Origin of the sequence: Pelomonas sp. KK5 (assembly GCF_001984095.1) — a bacterium.
Taxonomy (GTDB): domain Bacteria; phylum Pseudomonadota; class Gammaproteobacteria; order Burkholderiales; family Burkholderiaceae_C; genus KK5.
This window is the reverse complement of sequence record NZ_LYVQ01000002.1, coordinates 43,959-66,557: the sequence shown is the minus strand read 5'-3', so window position 1 is coordinate 66,557 and position 22,599 is coordinate 43,959. Positions and strand designations below refer to the sequence as shown.

Here is a 22,599-nt window from a genome sequence, read left to right as displayed (position 1 = left end):
TCAGTCCCGCGGCCGCCAGACCTTGATCAGCACGTAGCGGGTGAAGCCCGGGATGTAGTCGTGGATGTGGGCCATCGTGGCGTAGCCGAGACTCTCGTACCAGTCCGCGCTGCGGTCGGAAAGCGTCTCGATCAGCGCGTCCTTGCAGCCGCGCTTGAGCGCCTGCGCTTCCAGGCGCTGCAGCACCTCGGTGCCGATGCCCTTCCCGCGCCGATCCTCGTCCACCCACAGGTAGCTGACGAAGAGCCGCTTGAACTCCGTGCGCCCGACGGCGCCGGCAATCAAGTGCCCATCCTCGTAGAGGCCGCAGGAGATCTCCTGCGCCTGACCGCCCGCCGCCTCCCGGCGGCCATGGGCGATCACCCCGTCGCTGACGACCCCGGCATCCTCCGGGGTCAGGTCTTGCAGCCAGCTTCGATCGTTCAACTCAGAGGCCCAGGCCTTCATCCAGGCCCAGGTGCACGTTCATCGACTGCACGGCCGCGCCGCTGGCGCCCTTGCCGAGGTTGTCGAGGCGGGCCATGACCAGCGCCTGCGTGTCGCTCGCGAACACGAACAGGTCCACGCGGTTCGTGTCGTTGCAGGCCTGCACATCCACGGCGCCTTCGGCCAGCGTGGCCGCATCGCGCAGCGGCTTCACGTTGATGAAGCGCTCGCCGGCATAGTGGGCCGTCAGCGCCTCGTGCAGGTCCTCGGGACGGGCGCCGCCGCGCAGGCTGGCCAGGTGCAGCGGCACCGTGACCAGCAGGCCCTTGTAGTAGTTGGCGACGATGGGCATGAACACCGGCGCGGAGGTCAGTCCGGTGTGGGTCATCATCTCGGGCAGGTGCTTGTGCGCCAGGCCCAGCGCGTAGGGCCGGGGCGAGCTGTACTTGGCGTCGCCGGAGGTCTCGTAGTCGGCGATCATGCCCTTGCCTCCGCCGGAATAACCCGTTATTGACGTGGCAGAGACCAGCGATTCCGGCGACAGCAGGCCGGCATCCACCAGCGGCCGCACGGCCAGGATGAAGGCGCTGGCGTGGCAGCCCGGGTTGGCGATGCGCTTGCTGTCGCGGATCTTCTGGCGCTGGTCCCTGGCCAGCTCCGGCAGGCCGAAGGCCCAGCCCGGCGCCGTGCGGTGTGCGGTGCTGGCATCGATCAGGCAGGTGTTCTTGTTGTTGATCATGAAGGCCGCCTCGCGCGAGGCGGCGTCGGGCAGGCACAGGAAGGCCACGTCGGCGGCGTTCAGCAGGCGCGAGCGCTCGTCCGGGTCCTTGCGCTTGTCGGCATCGATGCGCAGCACCTCGACGTCCTGGCGGGCTGCCAGGTACTCGTGAATACGCAAGCCCGTCGTGCCCTCCTGGCCGTCCACGAATACCTTGTACGTCATTGCCGCTGCTCCATCCATCACAATCAAAAATCAGGAAACGAAGCATAAAGCGTAACGATGACAAGGTCCCGCGTACTCCTATTGCCGGGCTGGTTGAACTCGGACCCCGAGCACTGGCAAAGCCGCTGGGAATCAGCGTTAGGCTTCGAGCGCGTGGAGCAGGCCGACTGGCAATGGCCCCGTCGCGGCGACTGGATGGCGCGGCTGGAAGAGGTGCTGCTGTCTGACCCGCGCCCCGCCCTGCTGGCCGCACACAGCCTGGGCTGCCAGCTGGTGGCCAGCTGGGCCGAGCACACGCAGCATGCCGATCGCGTGGCCGGTGCGCTGCTGGTGGCGCCGCCCGACACCGAGCGCGAAGACATGCCGCCCCAGCTGCATAACTGGAAGCCCATACGGCGTGCTCGCCTGCCCTTCCCGAGCATCGCCGTGCTCAGCAGCGACGACCCGTTCTGCGCGCTCGAGCGCGGCACGCAGATGGCGGCCGACTGGGGCTCGCAGGTGGTCTTCGCCGGCCCGCGGGGCCATCTGAACACCGAGTCCGGGCTGGCCGACTGGCCCGAGGGTCAGGCCCTGCTGGCTTCGTTGAAGCGCTGAGGGACAATCGACGGCTATGGTCACGAAAAAACCCAAAGGCCTCGGCCTGGGCCTGGAAGCGCTGCTCGGCCCCAAGGTCAGCGAGAACCCCGCTCCCCAGCCCTCCGGCCGCGACGGCGAACCCGGCACGCTGAAGCTCGAGCAGTTGCAGGCGGGCAAGTACCAGCCGCGCACCCGCATGGACGAGAGCTCGCTGTACGAGCTGGCGGAGAGCATCAAGAGCCAGGGCATCATGCAGCCGATCCTGGTGCGGCCGATCGCCCCCAATGGCCACGTGGCCTTCGAGATCATCGCCGGCGAAAGGCGCTTCCGGGCCGCAAGATTGGCGGGGCTGCGCGAAGTGCCGGTGCTGGTCAAGGCGGTGCCTGACGAGGCCGCCGCCGCGATGGCGCTGATCGAGAACATCCAGCGCGAGGACCTGAACCCGCTGGAGGAAGCCCAGGGCCTGCAGCGCCTGGTCAGCGAGTTCGGCCTGACGCACGAGCAGGCGGCCCAGGCCGTCGGCCGCTCGCGCAGCGCGGCCAGCAACCTGCTGCGCCTGCTGCAGCTCGCGGCACCGGTGCAGAACATGCTGATGGCCGGCGACATCGACATGGGCCATGCGCGTGCGCTGCTGCCTCTGGATGGTGCACACCAGATCACCACCGCCACCGAGATCGCCTCGAAGAAGCTCAGCGTGCGCGAGGCCGAGAAGCTGGTGCAGCGCCATCAGGGCGCGGGGCGGCAGGCGCCCTTGCTGCGCGTGAAGACCGACAAGAGCCGCGACCTGCTGCGGCTCGAAGAGGAACTGTCGGATCTTTTGACAGCCCAGGTGGCCATCCATGTGAAGAAGCGCACCAAGCGCGGCGAGCAGGGCGAACTGAGCATCCAGTTCGGCTCGCTGGACGAGCTCAATGGCCTGATCGACCGCCTGCGCGGGCCACAGTAAAGCCTACGCCCCGCCTTCGCCATTGCGGCAGCATTTCACGCTGAAAGCAACGGCGTCCCCCTGCCTGCGGGATCAGCCCGTCCGGGTGCCAGGACTTGCCTGACACAGCGCCTCGGATGGGCGTAGGATCATTTACATCGAAGGTGTAGGACATGACGTCAACCTTCGACTGACCGCGGCAGTTAAGGACAAACTAGCACCCATTCGAGGGAACGAGGCGAGCGGCGGGTACGAAGCTTGCCTTGCATCGATAACCAGAAAACAGGATCACACCACCCACCGCCCGCTGACTCCGGAAAGCTCTGATGACGCCTCGCATTGAGAGGGGCGCCATCACAACTTCCCAGCAGACACAGACCCACCCTCGCACAGAGGGCGGGCTGCCAAGCCGGGAATCACCCGGAGGCCCAGCATGGATGTGATCAGCAATTTCGCCGCACGTTACGAACGCACCCGCGTCGAGGAATTGACGCTCGAGGACTACCTGGCCGAGTGCAAGCGCAACCCGCTTGCCTATGCGACGGCCGCCGAGCGCATGCTCAAGGCCATCGGCGAGCCGCAGATGGTGGACACCCGCAACGACCAGCGGCTGTCGCGCATCTTCGCGAACAAGACCATCAAGATCTATCCGGCCTTCGCCGAGTTCTACGGCATGGAGGACTCGATCGAACAGGTCGTCAGCTACTTCCGCCACGCCGCGCAGGGCCTGGAAGAGAAGAAGCAGATCCTCTACCTGCTGGGCCCGGTCGGCGGCGGCAAGAGCTCGATCGCCGAGCGCCTGAAGCAGCTGATGGAGCACGTGCCCTTCTATGCGCTGCAGGGCTCGCCGGTGAACGAATCGCCGCTGGGGCTGTTCGACCCGGGCGAGGACGGCCCGCTGCTGGAGCAGGCCTATGGCATCCCGAGCCGCTACCTGAACCGCATCCTCAGCCCCTGGGCCGTCAAGCGCCTGGAGGAGTACGGCGGCGACATCCGCAAGTTCAAGGTCGTCAAGAAGTACCCCAGCATGCTCAAGCAGGTGGGCGTGGCCAAGACCGAGCCGGGCGACGAGAACAATCAGGACATCTCCAGCCTGGTCGGCAAGGTCGACATCCGCAAGCTCGAGACCTATGCGCAGGACGACCCGGACGCCTACAGCTACTCCGGCGGCCTCTGCCTGGCCAACCAGGGCCTGCTGGAATTCGTGGAAATGTTCAAGGCGCCGATCAAGGTGCTGCACCCGCTGCTGACCGCCACGCAGGAAGGCAACTACAAGGGCACCGAGGGCTTCGGCGCGATCCCCTTCGACGGCATCGTGCTGGCCCACAGCAACGAGAGCGAGTGGAAGACCTTCCGCAACAACAAGAACAACGAGGCCTTCCTGGACCGCATCTACATCGTCAAGGTGCCCTACTGCCTGCGCGTCAGCGAGGAGATCAAGATCTACGAGAAGCTGATCCGCGGCTCCAGCCTCGCCGACGCCAAGTGCGCCCCCGGCACGCTGAAGATGATGAGCCAGTTCGGCATCCTGACGCGCCTGAAGGAGCCCGAGAACTCCTCGCTGTTCAGCAAGATGCAGGTCTACGACGGCGAGAACCTCAAGGACACCGACCCGCGCGCCAAGAGCTACCAGGAGTACCGCGACTACGCCGGCGTCGATGAAGGCATGAGCGGCATCTCCACCCGCTTCGCCTACAAGATCCTGTCCAAGGTCTTCAACTTCGACAGCGCGGAAGTGGCCGCCAATCCGGTGCACCTGATGTACGTGCTGGAGCAGCAGATCGCCCGCGAGCAGTTCCCCACCGAGCTGGAGCAGAAGTACATCGCCTTCATCAAGGAGATGCTGGCGCCGCGCTATGCCGAGTTCATCGGCAAGGAGATCCAGACCGCCTATCTGGAGAGTTATTCCGAGTACGGCCAGAACATCTTTGATCGCTACGTGACCTACGCCGACTACTGGATCCAGGACCAGGAGTACCGCGACACCGACACCGGCGAGGTCTTCGACCGTTCGGCGCTGAACGCCGAGCTGGAGAAGATCGAGAAGCCCGCCGGCATCAGCAACCCGAAGGACTTCCGCAACGAGATCGTCAACTTCGTGCTGCGCGCCCGCGCCAGCAACGCCGGCAAGAACCCCTCGTGGACCAGCTACGAGAAGCTGCGCACGGTGATCGAGAAGAAGATGTTCTCCAACACCGAGGAACTGCTGCCGGTGATCAGCTTCAACGCCAAGGCCAGCGCCGACGAGGCCAAGAAGCACGAGGACTTCGTCAACCGCATGGTCGAGAAGGGCTACACGGCCAAGCAGGTGCGGCTGCTCTGCGAGTGGTATCTGCGCGTGCGCAAGAGCTCCTGAACGGCATGACTACGAAGGGTTCCGATGCTGCAGCAAATCATCGACCGCAGGCTTTCAGGGAAGAACAAGTCCGTCGGCAACCGTGAGCGCTTCCTGCGCCGACACAAGGAGCAGATCCGCGAAGCGGTGCGCCGGGCCGTGGACGGCCGCGGCATCCGCGACATGGAGCGCGGCGAGGAAGTCCGCATCCCGAAGCGCGACCTGAGCGAGCCCGCGTTCAATCATGGTGACGGCGGCGTGCGCGAGGTCGTGCGGCCCGGCAACACCGAGCACGTCAAGGGCGACCGCATCGCCAAGCCGCCGGGCGGCGGTGGTGGCGGAGGCGGCGGCAAGGCCAGCGATTCGGGCGAGGGCGAGGACGATTTCGTCTTCCACCTCACCAAGGAAGAGTTCATGCAGGTCTTCTTCGACGATCTGGCCCTGCCCAACCTCGAACGCACGCAGCTGGCCGAGACACCGGAGTGGAAGAGCCACCGCGCCGGCTTCACCAGCGACGGCACGCCGACCAATCTGCATGTCGTGCGCTCGATGCGCGGCGCACTCGGCCGGCGCATCGCGCTGGGCACCGACAAGCGCCGCGAGCTGCATGAGCTGGAGGAACGCCTGGCCCTGCTCAGGCACGAGGACCAGAGCGACTTCGAGACCCAGCGCATGCTGGCCGAGACGCTGGAACGCATCACCATCCTGAAGGCGCGCATCGGCGCCATCCCCTTCCTGGACCCGATCGACCTGCGCTTCCGCAACCGCGTGCGCGTGCCGGTGCCGACCAGCCGCGCCGTGATGTTCTGCCTGATGGACGTGTCCGGTTCGATGGACGAGTCGCGCAAGGACCTCGCCAAGCGCTTCTTCATCCTGCTCTACCTCTTCCTCACCCGGCACTACGACAAGATCGACGTGGTCTTCATCCGCCACCACACGCAGGCGCAGGAGGTGGACGAGCAGAACTTCTTCCACGCCACCGAGACCGGCGGCACTGTCGTCTCCTCGGCGCTGGTGCTGATGGAGGAGATCATCCGCGCGCGCTACCCGCGTAGTGAATGGAACATCTACGGCGCCCAGGCCAGCGACGGCGACAACTGGCACCACGACAGCGGCCGCTGCCGCGAGATGCTGGCCGACAAGATCCTGCCCTTGTGCCGCTACTTCGCCTATGTGCAGGTAGCCGAGCAGGAGCAGAACCTGTGGGAGGAATACAGCAAGCTCTCCGGCGAGGTGAAGCACTTCGCGATGCGCAAGGCCGTCGAGGTGGCGCAGATCTATCCGGTCTTCCGCGAGCTGTTCAAGAAGGAAGGAGCGACCGCATGAGCGTCGGAGACATGATCAAGCCGCGCCCGCGCGCGATCCAGCAGCTGCCCTCCCCCAGCGACTGGACTTTCGAGCTGATCAACGACTACCACGAGGTGATCCGCCGCACCGCCGAGAGCTACGGCCTGGACACCTACCCGAACCAGCTCGAGGTCATCACCGCCGAGCAGATGATGGATGCCTACGCCTCCGTCGGCATGCCGGTGAACTACCGCCACTGGAGCTACGGCAAGGAGTTCATCGCCACCGAGCGCAACTACAAGCGCGGCCAGATGGGCCTGGCCTACGAGATCGTCATCAACTCCGAGCCCTGCATCGCCTACCTGATGGAAGAGAACACGATGGCCATGCAGGCCCTCGTGATTGCCCACGCCTGCTACGGGCACAACAGCTTCTTCAAGGGCAACTACCTGTTCCGCATGTGGACCGATGCGTCCTCGATCATCGACTACCTGGTCTATGCCAAGAACTTCGTCGCCGAGTGCGAGGAGCGCCATGGCGTCGACGCCGTCGAGCAGATCCTGGACTCCTGCCACGCGCTGATGAACCAGGGCGTGGACCGCTACCGCCGCCCGTCCAAGCTCTCGCTGGCGCAGGAGCGCGCCCGCCTGATCGAGCGCGAGGCCCATGCCCAGCAGCAGGTCAACGACCTGTGGCGCACGCTGCCGCGCAAGGCCGCCGCCGAGGCCGAGGCCTCCTCGAACACGCGCCGCTTTCCCGAGGAGCCGCAGGAGAACATCCTCTACTTCATCGAGAAGAACGCCCCGCTGCTGGAGCCCTGGCAGCGCGAGATCGTGCGCATCGTGCGCAAGATCGCGCAGTACTTCTATCCGCAGCGCCAGACCCAGGTGATGAACGAGGGCTGGGCCACCTTCTGGCACCACCGGCTGCTCAACACCATGTACGACGACGGCTATCTGTCCGACGGCATGATGATCGAGTGGCTGAAGTCGCACACCAACGTCGTGGCCCAGCAGCCGATGGCCAACCTGAACCCGTATGCGCTCGGTTTCGCGATGTACACCGACATCAAGCGCATCTGCGAGAAGCCCACCGACGAGGACCGCCTGTGGTTCCCCGACATCGCCGGCAAGCCCTGGCTGCCGACGCTGGACCACGCGATGCGCAACTTCAAGGACGAGAGCTTCATCGGCCAGTACCTGAGCCCGACGCTGATGCGCGAGTTCCGCCTGTTCTCGATCGTCGACGACGAGCAGGAGCGCGAGTACCTGATCTCGGCCATCCACGACGAGTCCGGCTACCAGCACGTGCGCCAGGCCCTGTCGCGCCAGTACGACCTGAGCTCCCGCGAGCCCAATATCCAGGTCTGGAACGTCAACCTGCGCGGCGACCGTTCACTGACCTTGCGCCACACCCAGCACAACAACCGCCCGCTCAACGACGACGCCCACGAGGTGCTCAAGCATGTGGCGCGGCTGTGGGGCTTCGGCGTGCAGATGGAGAGCGTCAACGACCGCGGCGACACGACCCAGCGCTGGAGCGTGCCCGCGCCCGATCACTGATCAATCAAGCGGCGAAGATCTTCCCGGGGTTCATGATGTCGTGAGGGTCCATCGCGGCCTTCAGCGTGCGCATCAGGTCCACCGCCGCGGGGCCGGCCTCGTCGACCAGGAAGGCCTGCTTGTGCAGGCCGATGCCGTGCTCGCCGGTGCAGGTGCCTTCCATCCGCAGCGCCCGTGCCACCATCTGGTGGCTCAGCCGCTCGGCCGTCTCGCGCTCCTGGGGCTTGTGCGGGTCGAGCAGATAGCCGAGGTGGAAGTTGCCGTCGCCGACATGGCCGACCAGGAAGTACGGCAGCCCGGCCGCCTCCACTTCCTTCACCGACTCGTTGATCGACTCCGCCAGTCTCGATATCGGCACACATGTGTCGGTCGTGACACAGCGGCAGCCCGGCCGGGTCTGCAGCGCGGACAGGTAGGCGTGGTGGCGTGCGGTCCACAGCCGCGTGCGGGCCTCCGGCGTCGTCGCCCATTCGAAGTCCTCGCCATCGAAGTCACGGGCGATCTCCTGCACCAGTCGCGCCTGCTCGTCGACGGCGTTCTCCGTGCCGTGGAACTCCATCAGCAGCATCGGCGCCTCGCGCAGGCCCAGCCGGTCGTGCGCGTTGACAGCGCGCACGGTGTTCGCATCCAGCAGCTCGCAGCGGGCGATCGGCACGCCCATCTGGATGATCTGGATCGTCGTGCGCACCGCCGCGTCGATGCTCGGGAAGAAGCACACCGCCGCCGACACCGCCTCCGGCAGCGGATAGAGCCTCAGCGTTACCTCGCAGATCACACCCAGCGTGCCCTCGCTGCCCACGTAGAGCCGCGTCAGGTCGTAGCCGGCGCTGCTCTTGCGCGCGCGGCTGCCGGTGTGCAGTAGCTGGCCCTGCGGCGTCACCACGGTCAGGCCCAGCACGTTCTCGCGCATCGTGCCGTAGCGCACCGCGTTCGTGCCGCTGGCGCGGGTGGCCGCCATGCCGCCCAGGCTGGCGTCCGCGCCCGGGTCGATCGGGAAGAACAGGCCCTGATGACGTAACTCGTTATTCAGCTGGTTGCGGGTCACGCCGGCCTGCACGGTCACCGTCAGGTCCTCGGCATTGACGCGCAGGATCGCGTTCATCCGCGACACGTCCAGGCTCACCCCGCCCTGCACCGCCAGCAGATGGCCCTCCAGCGAGGAGCCGGCGCCGTACGGAATCACCGGCACCCGGTGCTCGTGCGCCTGGGTCAGCACGAAGGCGACCTCCTCGTTGTTCTGGGCGAACACGACGGCCTCCGGCGGCGGCACGTCGAACACCGATTCGTCGCGGCCGTGCTGCTCGCGCACCGCCAGCGCCGTCGAGCAGCGCTCACCGAAGCGTGCCTTCAGCGCGGCCAGCATCCCGGCAGGCATCGGGCGCGGGGCAAGGACAGGCGGCTGCACGGCGGTCATGACGGTCTTCTCCCAGAACAAGCCGACCGATTCTGCACCAGCAGCCCCGGCGATATAGTGCCTCATGGCCAATCGACTCTCACAGATCGCAACCCGCACCGGCGACGATGGCACCACCGGCCTCGGCGACGGCAGCCGCGTGCCCAAGGACCATCTGCGCATCCAGGCCATCGGCGACGTCGACGAGCTGAACTCCAACCTCGGCGTGCTGCTGGCCGAGCCGCTGCCCGGCGGCGTGCGCGAGCTGCTGGTGACGATCCAGCACGAGCTGTTCAACCTCGGCGGCGAGCTGTCGATGCCCGGCTACGAGCTGCTGAAGATGGATGCCGTGCTGCGCCTGGACGAAGCGCTGGCCGAGCACAACGCCGAGCTGCCGCGGCTCAAGGAGTTCATCCTCCCTGCCGGCACCCGCAGCGCGGCCATCGCCCACGTCTGCCGCACCGTCGCCCGCCGCGCCGAGCGCGCCGTCATCACGCTGGCCCAGGCCAAGACCATCAACGCCGCCCCGCGCCAGTACCTGAACCGGCTCTCCGACCTGCTCTTCGTGCTGTCCCGCGTGCTCAACCGCGCCAACCTGGACGGCCTCGGCGGCGACGACGTCTACTGGAACAGCGAGCGGCTGAAGCGCCAGGAGGCGGACGAAAGCTAACTGAGCTTCTCAGCGGCATCCCGGAGCCGCTTCGCATAGGCCCGCGCTAGGTCCGCCGGCGCCTGCACGTCGACCTGGCCGGCGTGGCGCAGCAGGTCCATCAGCAGCTCGGTCGCATCGACGAAGGGCACCTCCAGCCGGAAGCGCCCGTCGCCCAGCCACTCGCCCTTCTGCGCCGGGTGCCATTCCTCGCGCGACACCCACTGCGCCGCCTCCGCGCTGAACACCAGCGTCGCGCGCCGCGCCTGACTGCCCGCGAAGATGCCGTAGCCCTGGTCCAGCTCCGACTCCAGCTGGCGCGAGGGCACCGTCTTGGCCTTCTCGTCGAGCAGCTGCGCATCGGCCAGCGCATCGAGCGCAAAGCGCCGGAAGCCGTCGCTGCGGTGGCACCAGGCATCGAGATACCAGGTGTTCCGGTAGTGGACCAGGCGCTGCGGCGAGACGACGCGCCAGTCTTCCTTGCCCGCTGCCGTGCCGCCGCGCTTGCGATAGTCCAGTCGCAGCCGCTGGCGCTTCACCACCGCGCTGCCCACGGTCTCGAAGTGTTCTGACGGCACACGCCGCCGCGCCGTGCTGATCAGCTTCACACGCTGCGTCAGCTCGCGGGCCTCGGCCTCGTCGGCGCCCATCATGCCGGTCAGCTTGTCGAACATCGGCGCCAGGTGACGGCTCAGCAGGCCCTCCTCGTCGAGGCCGGCGAGCATCTGGTGCATCGTCAGCAAGGCGTGCAGTTCCTTCTCGCTGAACCACACGCCCGGCAGCTCGTGGCGGCCGCCCTGCCACTGCTGGCCGAAGCGGTAGCCGTTCTCGTCGGCGTCGTAATCGATCGGCGCATCCATGCGCTCGCGCAGGTAGGCCAGGTCGCGTTTCAGCGTGGCCGGAGACACCTCCAGCGCCTCCTTCAGGTCCTTGAAGCTCACGCAGCCGCGCGAGCGGATCATCATTTCGATCTTGTAGAAGCGTTCGGTGCGATCCATCGGAATCTGCTGGCTCATGCCTTGAGCTACCTGGATCCCAAACTGTGCCACACAGCGTCACCAAGGAGCACGACATGGCACCGATCGCGAATGCAGCCGTCCTGGTTCAAGAGCAGCAGCAGGCCGCACCGGCCCAGCTGGAGCTGGGCATCACCGCCCTGCCCGCCGATGCCGGCCAGGGCTGGGCCATCGGCCGCGACTACGCCCGGCACGGCCTGACCCCGCCACCGGAGCACCAGTTCGCCGAGTCGCCGCTGCGCCAGGGCTGGCTGGCCGGGCAGAAGCTGTTCGCCGGCCACACGCTGCCCGCGCGCCGCCGCACGTCGCTGTGGCTGCAGCTGCGCACCCATGCCTGGGCCCGCGGCCGCGGCTTCGATGACTTCCAGCTCAACGCCCACTACTTCAGGCAGATCGATGCCGAGCTCTGCCCGATCACCCGCCTCCCGCTCAACGACCGGCGCGGCGACCCGCAGTCACGCTCGATCGATCGCGTCCGCAATGAACTCGCCTACGAAGCCGGCAACCTGGTCGTGATCAGCCAGGCTGCCAATGCGACCAAGGGCAGGATGGACCATGCGGCCGCCCTTGCCGTGGCACGGCGCCTGGACGACGGCGAGCGCAAGGACGGCCTCGGCGCCACCGAATGGCAGCGCCTGGCCGCGCTGATCAGCTACGCAACGCCGATGGCGCACGAGGCCGCTGCGCAGTTGCCGCTGGCCGTGCTGCCGCCGAGCCGCCTGCGCCTGTGCAATCCCATCCAGGCGCTGCAGGCCCTCATCACGCGCCAGCTCGGCACGCCCGGCTGGAGCCAGCGCCTGGCCCGGCTGGAAGCCTGGCTGCCGGGTGACGACAGCCGCGCCGATTTCAATCGCTTCATCCTGGCCCTGGCGCCGCGGATGCTGCTGGTCAACAAGATGCAGGGCGAGCCGCTGCGCGTGCGCCATGCGCTGGAAGACGCCTGGCAGCAGCCGCTGATACTCAAGCGCTGGACGCGCTTCGCGCAGGGCCTGGATGCCACCCGGGCCGACGCGCTGCTGCACAAGGCGGTCGAACTGGGGCTGGCACGCGGCCTGCGCGTGCTCCAGCACGAGGACGACGAACTCAGCCCGGCAGGCCGACGCTGATGCGCTGCAGCGACCCGCTCTGGTCCTGCAGCGCGACGTGGTAGCCGCGCGCGCCGAACCAGTCCGCCCAATGCTGGGCCAGACCCTTGTTCGGCAGCCATGGACCGGTGCGGTCCATCTCGACGCGGTAGCCTTTTCGTTCGTAGAAAACGACCCGCCACATGCCTTCGGCGAGTCCCCTGCTGGTTCTGTTCATGTCGGCCGCCAATATACGGGAGCTAACGCTAGGTTTCAGCGGGGTCAGGTCTGAAGCGAAGCGTAAAACTCATCACTTCCGAGCAGTCTGCAAGCAGGCTTTCCGCGCCGTGAAAAGCGCCGTTCGAAGCTCGCACGCAACTGCCCGCAATCGCTGACCAGCAGCGCCGCCCTGCCCGCCTCGGCCAGCGCCAGCGCAGGCTGCGAACGCGCCACCGGCACCGCCGGCACGGCCTGCGCATAGGGCAGGAAATCGGCCAGCACTTCGTGCCGCTCTTCTTCCGAGAGTTTCAGCGCCGGGCAGGCCAGCGCCCGCATCAGCGCCTGCGCGCCCTCGGCATCGATCAGCGGCCGGCAGCGGCCTTGCTGCCAGGCCTGGCGCAGCGCCTTGGCGCGCTCGTCGCCCAGCAGCAGTGAGCGCAACAGGGTCGCCGTGTCGAACACGACGGCAGGGCTGGCCACGCGCGTGCCGCTCATCGCGCGGTGCGCGCCGAGGCGGTTTTCTTCGCAGGCCGGGTCTGCCCGGTTTTTGTTGTACGCGTCGGCGCCGGCCTGGACCAGTTCAGCGCCTTCTCCACGGCTTTCTCGTCGATCGCCAGTTCGGCCAGCTTGGCGCGCACGGCGTCGCCTCGCTGGATGCGCACCGGCGTCAGCACGATCTGCCCGGTTTTCGTGGCCTCCACTTCGAAATATTGCACGGGCCCGAGGGGTTCTGTGACGCTTTTCGGCAGCGTCAACTGGTTCTTGGAAGTCAGCTTGGCCAGTACGGTGGAGGACATCAAGGATTCAAGGAAAGGTCTATGCAAGGGGACGCGACTTTAACCGCTCCTTGCTTCCTTACTTCCTTGCTTTCGGCGATTCCTCGCGCAAGGAAGCAAGACCTGACCCCGGGCTGTGTACGGACGTAAAAAAACCGGCCTGGGCCGGTTTTCATTTGTGCTGCGCACGGGCTGATGATCAGACCAGCGACCGATGCAGCCGCAGTTCCTCCAGCCGCGTACCGCCGACCTCGGTGGTCTTGGCGCTGCCCAGTTCGCGCTTGAAGCCGGCCTTCTCGAAGAAGCTCAGGCCGCGGTCGTTGCGCAGGTAGGTCCACAGCGTGACCTTGGTGCAGCCCTCTTCCTGCAGCCCGTCGCGGGCGGCGTCCCACAGGGCCAGGCCCACGCCCTTGTCCCAGTGCACCGGGTTGGCGTACAGCGCCCAGATCTCGCCGGTGGTGGAGGGCGTGCCCTTGTCGCGCGAACGGTCGAAGCCGACGAAGCCCATCAGCTGGTTGTCGATGTGGGCCACGAACACCTGGGGCTCGCACAGGTCGATCGCCTCGCGCCAGAAAGCCTGGCGCTTCTGCACCGACAGCGCGTCAAGCGTCGCATCGGGCAGCAGGCCCTTGTAGGCATCCTGCCAGGCCGCGACATGGATCTCGGCGATGCCTTTGGCATCGCGCAACGTGGCGGGGCGAACCTGAATACTCATACGCGGAAACGAACTCGATCTGTCAAAACGAAAGGGCAGGATTTTCCCTGGCATTCGCCCAAGGCGGTGCCCTTGACAGCACGATTTTTTCGAGTCTCTACCCGTGCCGGCGGCCGGCGGGGTACTTCAGCGCATTCATCGCCAGCTTGCGTTCCACGGCGGCAGGCACGTCGACGCCGGCCCGGTCGGCGATCTGCATCAGGTACAGCAGCACGTCCGCGATCTCCTCGCCCAGGTGCTGGTGCCGCGGCGCATCGTCGGCAATCGCCAGCGACTGCTCCGGCGTCATCCACTGGAAGATCTCCACCAGCTCGCCCGCTTCCACCACCATCGCCATGGCCAGGTTCTTGGGCGTCAGGAAGGGCTGCCAGTCCCGCTCGGTGGCGAAGTCGCGCAGCCGCTGCTGCAGTTGTGCGATATCCAGAGTGGTGGGCGAATTCGGGTCCATCACGGCAAGTGTGGCACGCCCCCTGCCCCGGCCTGCCCGGCTTTCTTCTTATTCAATGCATTTCAATTTTATAAATTGGTAGTACTTGTAGGAGCCCGGGCCTCGCTGTGGACAAGCGGACTTTCTTCAAGCCCGACAGTCACTTGCGCCTCGCCAAAGCCTGTGGGCGCGACCCCGGATTGGATGCGGATGGCCAGACAACAAGTACCGTCCCGCCGCTCGCGCTGTGGACAAGCACCTGCTTGCTCCTTTCTTTTCCACAAGCTTGTCCAGCCGCGGCTGACTTGTCACGGCGGTGACACGTTCCGTCGCCGAGCCGCTACAAACAAGTGCAAACTAGCGGCCCTTGTGCTGCTTCGCGGGGCGAAAACGCAGACACTCGCACCATTAGCGATCGCTAGGGTTCGGGACCTCGATCGAATATTCCCTCACCCGACAGCACCCTCTCTAGGAGACATCCGATGCGTCATTTCAAATCCACGCTGCTCGCGCTGGCGACCAGCCTGGCCCTCGTCGCCTGCGGCGGCGGCAGCTCGGCCGACACCACGCCGCGCGCCCAGGTCGGCTCGGTCAAGGTCTTCGGTGACAGCCTGGCCGACTCCGGCACCTACGGCTACAAGTTCACCCTGCAGGCCAGCGACAGCCAGATCTACCCCGAGCGCATCGCCGCCGCCTACGGCAAGACCCTGTGCCCGTACTACAAGGCCACCGGCGCCAACAGCTTCGTGCTGAACCCGACCGCCGGCTGCACCAACTACGCGATCGGCGGCGGTCGCGTCAACTTCGCCAGCAATCCGGGCGACTTCCGTGACGTGACCGTGCAGCTCGCCGCGGCTGGCGCCACCGGCTTCGCCGCCACCGACCTGGCCATCATCGACGGCGGCGGCAACGACGCGGCCGACCTGATCAGCGCCTTCCTGGTCGCGGGCACCGCCACCGACCCGACTGCTGCCAACATCCGCGGCCTGCTGGCCTCGCTGGGCGTCACCCCCGCCAGCCTGGACACCGCCGGCCTGAGCACCGCCGGTGGCGCCTACATGACCAAGCTGGCCGATCGCCTCGCTGCCTCGGTCACCACCAACGTGCTGGGCAAGGGCGCGACCCAGGTCGTGATCCTGAACCTGCCGGCCATCACCAAGACGCCCAAGTTCCAGATGGTCCTGGCCAGCATCAAGGCTGCCAAGGGCGCGGACGTGGCGACCCAGCTGGAAGCGCTGTTCAACCAGTGGATCGGCGCCTACAACACCGAGCTGGCCGCCAAGTTCGCCAGCGAGCCCAAGGTCGTCGTCGTCGACTTCTACACCTCCTTCCTCGATGAAGTCGCCAGCCCGGCCCAGTTCGGCCTGACCAACGCCACGACGCCGGCCTGCCCGGCCGTCGGCGTGGGCTCGGACGGCCTGCCTACCTACGACTTCCCGCACTGCACCACCGCGTCCCTGTCGGCGAATGTCCCGACCGGCGCCAGTGGCGGTGCCAACTGGTGGCAGACCTACGCCTTCTCCGACAGCTTCCACCCGACGCTGTACGGCCACCAGCTGGTCTCCCAGCTGATCTCGAAGAGCCTGGCCATCAAGGGCTGGCTGTAAGCCGGCGGCGACATTAGGAGCAAGAACCCATGATCAAGAAGACTCTTCTCAGCCTCGCCGTCGCTGCCCTGGCTTGCGGCGCTGCCCAGGCCCAGACGGCCGGCAGCTTCATCGTGCGCCTGGGCGCCACGCAGATCACGCCGCATGTGGACAGCGGCGACCTGAGCGCGCCCAGCCTGGTCGGCACCAAGATCGATGTCCGCAAGGACACCCGCGCCACCGGCGGCATCACCTGGATGTGGACGGACAACATCTCGATCGACCTGCCGATCGGTCCGGCCTTCGAGCATGACGTGGTCGGCGCCGGCGCCATCGCCGGCACCGGCAAGCTGGGCACCGTCAAGTCCCTGCCCGTCACGCTGCTGGCGCAGTACCGCTTCGGCGAGGCCAAGAGCACCTTCCGCCCCTACGTCGGCGCCGGCTTCACCTACGCCCGCTTCTACGACAGCAAGGCCACCGCCGCGCTGTCGGGCCTGACCGGCGGCACGCCGTCCAACCCGACGACGCTCTCGATGAAGAACGCCGGCGGCGCCAGCGCCCAGCTGGGCCTGGCGGTCAACCTGGGCGGCCGCTGGAGCGCCGACGTCTCGGTGATGAAGGTCTTCATCAAGACCACCGGCCAGCTGTCGACCGGCCAGACCATCGACGCCACGCTCAATCCCACGGCCGTGCAGCTGGGTGTCGGCTACGCCTTCTGAGGCCTTCCGACTCGATCAAAGGCGCCCCGCGGGGCGCCTTTTTCATGCCGGATCTGCAATTCCACTTATGCAATTCCCCTCATCGCATTGAGCCGAAACGGGCGGGATGATGGCGGCGACCGCATAACGATGGAGACGCACGTGGCTGCTTCCAAACCCCCTCTCTACAAGTCCCTGTACGTCCAGGTCCTCGTGGCCATCGCCATCGGCGTGCTGCTGGGCCACTTCTATCCGAAGGTCGGCGCGGACATGAAGCCGCTTGGCGACGCCTTCATCAAGCTGATCAAGATGCTGATCGCGCCGATCATCTTCTGCACCGTCGTCGTCGGCATCGCCGGCATGGAGGACATGAAGAAGGTCGGCAAGACCGGCGGCCTGGCGCTGCTGTACTTCGAGATCGTCTCGACGGTGGCGCTGATCATCGGCCTGGTGATCGTCAACCTGGTGCAGCCCGGCGCCGGCATGAACATCGACCCGAGCACGCTCGACACCAAGGGCATCGCCTCGTTCACCGAGAAGGGCAAGCTGGGCACGACGGTCGACTTCCTGCTCGCCATCATCCCCAACACCTTCATCGACGCCTTCGCCAAGGGCGAGATGCTGCAGGTGCTGCTGATCGCCGTGCTGTTCGGCTTCGCGCTGCACCGCTTCGGCGGCCGCGGCACGCTGGTGTTCGACTTCATCGAGAAGAGCTCGCACGTGCTGTTCTCGATCATCGGCATGATCATGAAGCTGGCCCCGATCGGCGCCTTCGGCGCGATGGCTTTCACCATCGGCAAGTACGGCGTCGGCTCGCTGGTGCAGCTGGGCCAGCTGATGGCCTGCTTCTACATCACCTGCCTGCTGTTCATCTTCATCGTGCTGGGCACCATCGCGCGGATGACCGGCTTCTCGATCTGGAAGTTCATCAAGTACATCCGCGAGGAACTGCTGATCGTGCTGGGCACCTCGTCCTCCGAGTCGGTGCTGCCGCGCATGATGGCCAAGCTGGAGAACCTCGGCGCCAAGAAGAGCACCGTCGGTCTCGTGATCCCGACCGGCTACTCCTTCAACCTGGACGGCACCTCCATCTACCTGACGATGGCCGCCATCTTCATCGCCCAGGCCACCAACACGCCGCTGTCGCTGATGCAGGAGCTGACGCTGCTGGCGGTGCTGCTGCTGACCTCCAAGGGCGCCTCGGGCGTGACCGGCAGCGGCTTCATCGTGCTGGCCGCCTCGCTGAATGCGGTGGGCCATGTGCCGGTCGAAGGCCTGGCGCTGATCCTGGGCATCGACCGCTTCATGAGCGAGGCCCGCGCGCTAACCAACCTGGTCGGCAACGGCGTGGCCACGGTGGTGGTGGCCAAGTGGACCGGCGACCTGGACGTCGAGCGCATGAAGAGCCAGCTGGACAATCCGTCCTCGATGGAGCCGGAGCAGGTGCTGGACCAGAAGGAAGCGCACATGGCCGTGTAAGGCCGGTGCCGGTGGCGGCGACTGCACAGGCATGATGAAGACGAAGATCAAGCCTGTTGTCGCCGTCGCCCTGCTGCTGCTCAACCTGGGCCTCGCCCAGGCCGATGCAGGGAGCTGCATGGCCCGCTCCGGGCCCACCGTGCCGCCGCTGGTGGAGCTCTATACCTCCGAGGGCTGCAACTCCTGCCCGCCGGCTGACCGCTGGCTCAGCGGGCTCAAGGCCAGGCGGCCCGATGCGATCGCCGCGGCCTTCCATGTCGACTACTGGGACCGCCTCGGCTGGAAGGATCGCTTCGCCAGCCCGGCGTACACCGAGCGGCAGCAGCAGACGCAAGCCTGGTCCGGCGCACGCTTCGCCTACACACCGCAGATCATCGTCAATGGGCGCGACTGGCATGGCGGCAGCGAACTACCTGCCCCCTCGCCAGCCGGTGTCGCCCTCGTCCTGCAGCGCCACGATGGCGACAAGGTGAGCGTCGATCTCCGCCCGCTGAGCGGCTCGCCCGCCAAGGTCCAGCTCTGGTGGGCCGCCGTCGAGGACGGGCACCAATCGCAGGTCAAGGCCGGCGAGAACCAGGGTTCGCTGCTCAGGCACGACGACGTGGTGCGCGACTACGCGCGGCTCCCGGCGGGCGGGCCGGAGCAGTCCTGGCAGGTGAAGCTCGCGCCGGCCGAGGCCGGTCATGCGCGGCGACTGGTGGTCGTGGCGGTCGACCCCTCGAACGGCCGCGTGCTGCAGGCCGTCGAACTTGGCTGTTAGCCCCGTCCTCAGTCGATGCCGATGACCTTGTGCATCTGCACCGAGAGGCGCCACTGCGGATGCTCCATGCAGTAGGCCACCGCCTCCTTCGTGTGCTGCGCCTTCAGGATGCTGTCCATCGGCTGCAGGAAGAAGTGATCGAACGCCAGCCCGGCGAAGCGCTCCGGCCGGGCCAGCGGCTGCGGCCAGACCAGCTTCAGCTCGTTGCCCTTCGTCAGCACGATCTCGCTGTCCGCCTTGGGGCTGACGCAGATCCAGTCCAGGCCTTCGGGCGCCGGCTGGGTGCCATTGGTCTCCACGGCGATCTCGAAGCCGCGGGCGTGCAGCGCGTCGATCAGGGGCTTGTCCAACTGCAGCAAGGGCTCGCCGCCGGTGCAGACGACATAGGGCTTGCCGCCCGGGCCGGCCGGCCACTTTGATGCGATCGCCTCGGCCAGCGCCTCGGCCGTGGCGAACTTGCCGCCACCCTGCCCGTCGGTCCCGACGAAGTCCGTATCGCAGAAAGTGCAGACGGCTGAAGCGCGATCCTCCTCGCGCCCGTTCCACAGATTGCAGCCGGCGAAGCGGCAGAAGACCGAAGCCCGGCCTGCCTGCGCCCCCTCGCCCTGCAAGGTATAGAACATTTCCTTGACTGCGTAGCTCATACCGGAATCAGCTCCTCCGAAGCGGCCAGGCTGACGATGGACCCGCAGCCCCGCGTCTCGTACATGTCCACCCGGTCGATCTGCGGCAGCACCGCGCGGCCCTTGGCCAGCACCCAGCCGGCCAGGCTCGCCGTGTCGCCGTCGGGCAGGTCGGCGATCTCGTACAGCGGCCGGTGGTCGATGGCCTTGAAGATCGGATCGAACAGCGTCTTCACGTCACCGAAGTCCACCGTCCAGCCGTGCACCGCGTCCAGCGGCGCGTTCAGGTGCAGGCGCAGCGTGTAGGTGTGGCCGTGGATGCCGCGCAGCGGGCTGCCCTCAGGCGCGCGCTTCAGTTGGATCGCACTGTCCAGCGTCATTTCCTTCCAGATCCGGTAGCTGGCGCCGTCGAAGTTGGCGCCGCAGGAGCCGGTCTCGTACACGGTGATCCAGGACAGGGCCGGCAGCTGGGGCTTCAGCCGCTCCCACAGCCAGGAGGAGATGATCTCGCTGGTCGGGTTGGCCAGGCCCTCGATGCCGTTCAGGCACTGGTAGTTCAGCATCATGTGGAACGGCGCCCACATCTCGTCCAGGTGGTCGTAGTCCACCGCCATCGCCTCGCCATCGCCCAGGCCCTGGCGGGCATGGATGATCACCTCGAAGCCATGGCCGTGCATGCGGCCGCACTTGTGGCCGGCCGGCACGTTCGGCAGCTGGTGCGCCGCCTGGAAGCGGTAGCGACGCCAGACATGGGCCACGCCCTCGGCATCGAGATCCACGCCCTCATGGCCGGTGCTCTGGATGCCCACCTGCTGGATGCCGGGGACGCCCAGCTCCGATTCCAGACGGTGCCGGATCCAGCGGGCGAGGTTCTCGTCGGTCGGCTCGGGCAGGGTCTCGTTCAGCAGCGCGTAGTCCAGCGGCGCCACGGCCTTCTCCAGCCGGGTGCGCAGTTCCTCGACTTCTCCACCCGGGAACGGCGCCCAGCCGGCCGGCAGCGCGGCCCGCACGGTGGCGAAATAGCTGTGCCCGTGCAGGCGGTGGCTGCGGTGCGCGGCGGGCAGCGAGGGGATCCGGCAGGCGGATTCAAAGCCGCAGGACGCGCTGTGGATCGTCGTCTGGGAATTCATCGGAAACAGGGGAGGGTCGAACACGCCAGTGTGACATGGCCTCGCTTGGCAATGCCACCCGCGGGTCTTGTTCTCTTTTCTCCTTATCTTCCTTATATCTTTAGTAGTTGTAATAGGACGCGGCCGGTTTCTGTGGGCAAGCTGGTTTTTCCCAGGCCTGACAGGCACTTGGCTCGCGGCCAAGGCTGTGGATCGGCCGCCGGCAAGACCGGGAGCCGGAATGAACAAGTCGCAGGGGCCGCGCCGGCGTGTGGACAATCGGGCGCTTGTTCGAGAACTGTCCACAGCCTTGTCCATGCCGCAGCTCCTCAGCCTCAATACCGCCCGCATCGCCCCGCTGCCCACCGACCAGGGCACGGTGCCCAGTGGCATCCGCAAGCAGCCGCGCGAGGGCGCCGTCGCGGTCATGCCGATCGGCCTGGAGGGCGACGAGCAGGCCGACCCCAGCGTCCACGGCGGCCTGGCCAAGGCGGTCTACGCCTACCCGTCCGAGCACTACGGCTTCTGGCAGACGGTGCGTGCCCAGTCCGGCGCCGCCGACTGGGGCCAGGTCTTGCCCGCGGGCAGCCTGGGCGAGAACCTGACCCTGTCCGGCCTGCTGGAGATCGATGCCTGGATCGGCGACCGGCTGCGCTTCGAGAACGGCTGCGAGCTGGCCGTCAGCGAGCCGCGCTATCCCTGCTTCAAGTTCAACGCGGTGATGGGCTTCAAGCAGGCCGCCAAGCTGATGATGCAGAGCGGCTGGTGCGGCTTCTACCTGAGCGTGATCCGTCCCGGGACGCTCAGCGCCGGCGAGCGCTTCGAAGTGATCCCGGGCCCGCGCGAGGTGGGCATCCGGGAACTCTTCAAGGCGAAGACGGCGGGCAAGTCTTAGGCGGCCAACGCGGGATAGTCCACGTAGCCCTTGGCGTCGCCACCGTACAGCGTGGCCTGGTCCAGCGCCTGCAGCGGCGCGTTGAGCTTGAGCCGGCGCACCAGGTCCGGGTTGGCGATGTAGGCGCGGCCGAAGGCCACCATGTCCGCCTGGCCATCCGCCACGGCGCCGATCGCCATCTCGCGGGTGTAGCCGTTGTTGGCGATGTACGGGCCGGCGAAGGCACGCCGCAGCGCCTGGTAGTCGAACGGGGCCACGTCGCGCGGGCCGCCGGTCTGGCCTTCGACCACATGCAGGAAGGCCAGCTTCAGCGGGGCCAGCTGGCGTGCCACGTGTTCGAACAGTGCCTGCGCGTTGCTGTCCTGGCCGATGTCGTTGGACGGCGTGACCGGCGACAGGCGCAGGCCCGTGCGGCCGGCGCCGATCTCGGCAGCGACGGCGGTCATCACCTCGACCAGCAGGCGCGCGCGGTTCTCGATCGAGCCGCCATAGGCGTCGGTGCGGTCGTTGATGCTGTCGCGCAGGAACTGGTCGAGCAGGTAGCCGTTGGCGCTGTGCACCTCGACGGCATCGAAGCCGGCTTCCATCGCGCAGCGCGCCGCGTGCACGTAGGAGGCGACCACGCCCGGCAGTTCCTCGGTCTTCAGCGCGCGCGGGGCGGAGACGTCGACGAAGCCCTCGGCGGTGAAGGTCTTGCCGGCGGCCGGCTTGTCGCTGGACGACAGCGGCGCCGCGCGATCCGGCTGGAAGCTCACGTGCGAGATGCGGCCCACGTGCCACAGCTGCACGGCGATCTTGCCGCCTTCGGCGTGGACGGCGTCAGTGACCCGCTTCCAGGCGGCGATCTGCTCGGGCGTGTGGATGCCCGGGGTGTCCAGATAGCCCTGGCCGTCGGCGGTGATCTGCGTGCCCTCGCTGACGATCAGGCCGGCGCTGGCGCGCTGGCGGTAGTACTCGACGGCGATGTCGCCCGGCAGCAGGCCGCGCGAGCGGCTGCGCGTCAACGGGGCCATGACGATGCGGTTGGCCAGCTGCAGGTCGCCGATGCGGATGGGGTCGAACAGTTGGGGCATGGTGGTTCTTGTATCGTGGGCACGAATGAGAGGGAGGTCGCGATCGTAAGGTGACGCGACGGA

General features: G+C 67.0%; 24 protein-coding genes. 12 read left to right on the top strand and 12 right to left on the bottom strand.

Annotated features, from left to right (window positions below):
• Nucleotides 1–426, bottom strand: coding sequence for a GNAT family N-acetyltransferase (locus B0W88_RS00710; RefSeq protein ID WP_198937733.1), 426 nt, complete (start codon nucleotides 424–426; stop codon nucleotides 1–3).
• 1 nt (nucleotide 427) lies between these two features.
• Nucleotides 428–1,369 carry an N-acetyl-gamma-glutamyl-phosphate reductase gene (gene argC / locus B0W88_RS00705; protein WP_077032711.1) on the bottom strand — a complete coding sequence of 314 codons (942 nt, stop codon included), beginning with the start codon at nucleotides 1,367–1,369 and terminating at the stop codon, nucleotides 428–430.
• 57 nt (nucleotides 1,370–1,426) lie between these two features.
• Here argC and B0W88_RS00700 point away from each other — a divergent pair, with 57 nt between their 5' ends.
• The 5 genes from B0W88_RS00700 to B0W88_RS00680 all read left to right on the top strand — a co-directional run bounded on the left by B0W88_RS00700 (nucleotide 1,427) and on the right by B0W88_RS00680 (nucleotide 8,054).
• Nucleotides 1,427–1,963, top strand: coding sequence for an alpha/beta hydrolase (locus tag B0W88_RS00700; protein ID WP_077032710.1), 537 nt, complete (start codon nucleotides 1,427–1,429; stop codon nucleotides 1,961–1,963).
• A gap of 16 nt (nucleotides 1,964–1,979) precedes the next feature.
• Complete coding sequence (locus B0W88_RS00695; protein ID WP_077032709.1) at nucleotides 1,980–2,891, top strand: ParB/RepB/Spo0J family partition protein; 912 nt, start codon at nucleotides 1,980–1,982, stop codon at nucleotides 2,889–2,891.
• 412 nt (nucleotides 2,892–3,303) lie between these two features.
• Nucleotides 3,304–5,226 carry a PrkA family serine protein kinase gene (locus tag B0W88_RS00690; protein WP_077032708.1) on the top strand — a complete coding sequence of 641 codons (1,923 nt, stop codon included), beginning with the start codon at nucleotides 3,304–3,306 and terminating at the stop codon, nucleotides 5,224–5,226.
• A 24-nt stretch (nucleotides 5,227–5,250) separates the two neighbouring features.
• On the top strand, nucleotides 5,251–6,531 hold the full coding sequence (locus tag B0W88_RS00685) for a YeaH/YhbH family protein (RefSeq protein WP_077032707.1): 1,281 nt from the start codon (nucleotides 5,251–5,253) through the stop codon (nucleotides 6,529–6,531).
• Nucleotides 6,528–8,054, top strand: coding sequence for a SpoVR family protein (locus tag B0W88_RS00680; protein ID WP_077032706.1), 1,527 nt, complete (start codon nucleotides 6,528–6,530; stop codon nucleotides 8,052–8,054). Before B0W88_RS00685 ends, B0W88_RS00680 begins: the two co-directional genes overlap by 4 nt.
• Nucleotides 8,055–8,058: 4 nt before the next feature.
• On the opposite strand, the gene B0W88_RS00675 is transcribed toward B0W88_RS00680, so the two are convergent.
• A complete protein-coding gene (locus B0W88_RS00675; RefSeq protein ID WP_077032732.1) occupies nucleotides 8,059–9,468 on the bottom strand; it encodes an FAD-binding oxidoreductase in 1,410 nt (469 codons plus the stop codon).
• Nucleotides 9,469–9,532: 64 nt separating this feature from the next.
• Here B0W88_RS00675 and B0W88_RS00670 point away from each other — a divergent pair, with 64 nt between their 5' ends.
• Complete coding sequence (locus B0W88_RS00670) at nucleotides 9,533–10,117, top strand: cob(I)yrinic acid a,c-diamide adenosyltransferase (RefSeq protein WP_077032705.1); 585 nt, start codon at nucleotides 9,533–9,535, stop codon at nucleotides 10,115–10,117.
• Here the strand turns inward: B0W88_RS00670 and B0W88_RS00665 are convergent.
• Nucleotides 10,114–11,094, bottom strand: a complete 981-nt coding sequence (locus tag B0W88_RS00665; RefSeq protein ID WP_077032704.1) for a YafY family protein — start codon at nucleotides 11,092–11,094, stop codon at nucleotides 10,114–10,116. The genes B0W88_RS00670 and B0W88_RS00665 overlap by 4 nt on opposite strands.
• A 74-nt stretch (nucleotides 11,095–11,168) precedes the next feature.
• On the opposite strand from B0W88_RS00665, the gene B0W88_RS00660 reads away from it, so the two are divergent.
• On the top strand, nucleotides 11,169–12,218 hold the full coding sequence (locus tag B0W88_RS00660) for a hypothetical protein (protein WP_077032703.1): 1,050 nt from the start codon (nucleotides 11,169–11,171) through the stop codon (nucleotides 12,216–12,218).
• Here B0W88_RS00660 and B0W88_RS00655 read toward each other — a convergent pair.
• The 5 genes from B0W88_RS00655 to B0W88_RS00635 all read right to left on the bottom strand — a co-directional run bounded on the left by B0W88_RS00655 (nucleotide 12,196) and on the right by B0W88_RS00635 (nucleotide 14,334).
• Complete coding sequence (locus tag B0W88_RS00655; protein ID WP_144006521.1) at nucleotides 12,196–12,414, bottom strand: hypothetical protein; 219 nt, start codon at nucleotides 12,412–12,414, stop codon at nucleotides 12,196–12,198. The genes B0W88_RS00660 and B0W88_RS00655 overlap by 23 nt on opposite strands.
• A 44-nt stretch (nucleotides 12,415–12,458) precedes the next feature.
• Nucleotides 12,459–12,890 carry a putative toxin-antitoxin system toxin component, PIN family gene (locus tag B0W88_RS00650; protein WP_077032701.1) on the bottom strand — a complete coding sequence of 144 codons (432 nt, stop codon included), beginning with the start codon at nucleotides 12,888–12,890 and terminating at the stop codon, nucleotides 12,459–12,461.
• Nucleotides 12,887–13,192, bottom strand: coding sequence for an AbrB/MazE/SpoVT family DNA-binding domain-containing protein (locus B0W88_RS00645; RefSeq protein ID WP_077032700.1), 306 nt, complete (start codon nucleotides 13,190–13,192; stop codon nucleotides 12,887–12,889). The genes B0W88_RS00650 and B0W88_RS00645 overlap by 4 nt, the downstream gene beginning before the upstream one ends.
• A 178-nt stretch (nucleotides 13,193–13,370) precedes the next feature.
• A complete protein-coding gene (locus B0W88_RS00640) occupies nucleotides 13,371–13,940 on the bottom strand; it encodes a GNAT family N-acetyltransferase (protein ID WP_083748468.1) in 570 nt (189 codons plus the stop codon).
• 43 nt (nucleotides 13,941–13,983) lie between these two features.
• Complete coding sequence (locus B0W88_RS00635; RefSeq protein ID WP_233151580.1) at nucleotides 13,984–14,334, bottom strand: nucleotide pyrophosphohydrolase; 351 nt, start codon at nucleotides 14,332–14,334, stop codon at nucleotides 13,984–13,986.
• A gap of 461 nt (nucleotides 14,335–14,795) precedes the next feature.
• On the opposite strand from B0W88_RS00635, the gene B0W88_RS00630 reads away from it, so the two are divergent.
• From B0W88_RS00630 to B0W88_RS00615, 4 genes are all read left to right on the top strand, one after another.
• A complete protein-coding gene (locus B0W88_RS00630; RefSeq protein ID WP_077032698.1) occupies nucleotides 14,796–15,920 on the top strand; it encodes an SGNH/GDSL hydrolase family protein in 1,125 nt (374 codons plus the stop codon).
• 29 nt (nucleotides 15,921–15,949) lie between these two features.
• Nucleotides 15,950–16,618: an OmpW family protein gene (locus B0W88_RS00625; RefSeq protein WP_077032697.1), complete on the top strand. Its 669-nt coding sequence runs from the start codon at nucleotides 15,950–15,952 to the stop codon at nucleotides 16,616–16,618.
• A gap of 129 nt (nucleotides 16,619–16,747) precedes the next feature.
• Entirely contained in the window at nucleotides 16,748–18,076 is a 1,329-nt protein-coding gene (locus B0W88_RS00620) for a dicarboxylate/amino acid:cation symporter (protein WP_077032696.1), read from the top strand.
• 34 nt (nucleotides 18,077–18,110) lie between these two features.
• Nucleotides 18,111–18,836 (top strand): thioredoxin family protein, encoded by a 726-nt coding sequence (locus tag B0W88_RS00615; protein WP_158080767.1) that lies wholly within the window; start codon nucleotides 18,111–18,113, stop codon nucleotides 18,834–18,836.
• 8 nt (nucleotides 18,837–18,844) lie between these two features.
• Here the strand turns inward: B0W88_RS00615 and queE are convergent, their stop codons facing one another.
• Together queE and B0W88_RS00605 are read right to left on the bottom strand one after the other, a co-directional pair.
• On the bottom strand, nucleotides 18,845–19,480 hold the full coding sequence (gene queE, locus B0W88_RS00610; RefSeq protein ID WP_077032694.1) for a 7-carboxy-7-deazaguanine synthase: 636 nt from the start codon (nucleotides 19,478–19,480) through the stop codon (nucleotides 18,845–18,847).
• Nucleotides 19,477–20,589, bottom strand: a complete 1,113-nt coding sequence (locus tag B0W88_RS00605; protein ID WP_077032693.1) for a 6-carboxytetrahydropterin synthase — start codon at nucleotides 20,587–20,589, stop codon at nucleotides 19,477–19,479. The genes queE and B0W88_RS00605 overlap by 4 nt, the downstream gene beginning before the upstream one ends.
• A gap of 295 nt (nucleotides 20,590–20,884) precedes the next feature.
• Here B0W88_RS00605 and B0W88_RS00600 point away from each other — a divergent pair, with 295 nt between their 5' ends.
• Entirely contained in the window at nucleotides 20,885–21,463 is a 579-nt protein-coding gene (locus tag B0W88_RS00600; RefSeq protein ID WP_077032692.1) for an MOSC domain-containing protein, read from the top strand.
• On the opposite strand, the gene B0W88_RS00595 is transcribed toward B0W88_RS00600, so the two are convergent.
• On the bottom strand, nucleotides 21,460–22,536 hold the full coding sequence (locus B0W88_RS00595) for an alkene reductase (protein WP_077032691.1): 1,077 nt from the start codon (nucleotides 22,534–22,536) through the stop codon (nucleotides 21,460–21,462). The two genes, B0W88_RS00600 and B0W88_RS00595, sit on opposite strands and share 4 nt — an antisense overlap.
• Nucleotides 22,537–22,599: the final 63 nt, after the last annotated feature.